Origin of the sequence: Mesobacillus boroniphilus (assembly GCF_018424685.1) — a bacterium.
Taxonomy (GTDB): Bacteria; Bacillota; Bacilli; order Bacillales; family Cytobacillaceae; genus Mesobacillus; species Mesobacillus boroniphilus_A.
The window spans coordinates 1-1676 of the sequence record NZ_QTKX01000010.1; the positions used below are offsets into that span (position 1 = coordinate 1).

Here is a 1676-nt window from a genome sequence, read left to right on the forward strand (position 1 = left end):
CATGAGCCAACGTTTTAACTTTATGAGCTAACTCATAACTCTTTCTTGGAGAGTTTGATCCTGGCTCAGGACGAACGCTGGCGGCGTGCCTAATACATGCAAGTCGAGCGGATCTTCATTAGCTTGCTTTTGAAGATCAGCGGCGGACGGGTGAGTAACACGTGGGCAACCTGCCTGTAAGACTGGGATAACTTCGGGAAACCGGAGCTAATACCGGATAATCCTTTCCCTCACATGAGGGAAAGCTGAAAGACGGTTTCGGCTGTCACTTACAGATGGGCCCGCGGCGCATTAGCTAGTTGGTGAGGTAACGGCTCACCAAGGCAACGATGCGTAGCCGACCTGAGAGGGTGATCGGCCACACTGGGACTGAGACACGGCCCAGACTCCTACGGGAGGCAGCAGTAGGGAATCTTCCGCAATGGACGAAAGTCTGACGGAGCAACGCCGCGTGAACGATGAAGGCCTTCGGGTCGTAAAGTTCTGTTGTCAGAGAAGAACAAGTACCGGAGTAACTGCCGGTACCTTGACGGTACCTGACCAGAAAGCCACGGCTAACTACGTGCCAGCAGCCGCGGTAATACGTAGGTGGCAAGCGTTGTCCGGAATTATTGGGCGTAAAGCGCGCGCAGGCGGTTCCTTAAGTCTGATGTGAAAGCCCCCGGCTCAACCGGGGAGGGTCATTGGAAACTGGGGAACTTGAGTGCAGAAGAGGAGAGCGGAATTCCACGTGTAGCGGTGAAATGCGTAGAGATGTGGAGGAACACCAGTGGCGAAGGCGGCTCTCTGGTCTGTAACTGACGCTGAGGCGCGAAAGCGTGGGGAGCGAACAGGATTAGATACCCTGGTAGTCCACGCCGTAAACGATGAGTGCTAAGTGTTAGAGGGTTTCCGCCCTTTAGTGCTGCAGCAAACGCATTAAGCACTCCGCCTGGGGAGTACGGCCGCAAGGCTGAAACTCAAAGGAATTGACGGGGGCCCGCACAAGCGGTGGAGCATGTGGTTTAATTCGAAGCAACGCGAAGAACCTTACCAGGTCTTGACATCCTCTGACAACCCTAGAGATAGGGCGTTCCCCTTCGGGGGACAGAGTGACAGGTGGTGCATGGTTGTCGTCAGCTCGTGTCGTGAGATGTTGGGTTAAGTCCCGCAACGAGCGCAACCCTTGATCTTAGTTGCCAGCATTCAGTTGGGCACTCTAAGGTGACTGCCGGTGACAAACCGGAGGAAGGTGGGGATGACGTCAAATCATCATGCCCCTTATGACCTGGGCTACACACGTGCTACAATGGATGGAACAAAGGGCCGCAAAACCGCGAGGTCGAGCCAATCCCATAAATCCATTCTCAGTTCGGATTGCAGGCTGCAACTCGCCTGCATGAAGCCGGAATCGCTAGTAATCGCGGATCAGCATGCCGCGGTGAATACGTTCCCGGGCCTTGTACACACCGCCCGTCACACCACGAGAGTTTGTAACACCCGAAGTCGGTGGGGTAACCTTTTGGAGCCAGCCGCCTAAGGTGGGACAGATGATTGGGGTGAAGTCGTAACAAGGTAGCCGTATCGGAAGGTGCGGCTGGATCACCTCCTTTCTAAGGATATTGCCGTAATGGCAATCGGAATGCGAATCTTACGATTCGTACTGTTGTACGCTTGTTTGTTTAGTTTTGAGGGAG

Annotated in this window: 1 rRNA gene; it reads left to right on the top strand. The window is 54.4% G+C overall.

Annotated features, from left to right (window positions below):
- Nucleotides 1-42: 42 nt before the first annotated feature.
- A 16S ribosomal RNA gene (locus DYI25_RS22180) occupies nt 43-1592 on the top strand.
- The last annotated feature ends 84 nt before the right edge of the window (nt 1593-1676 follow it).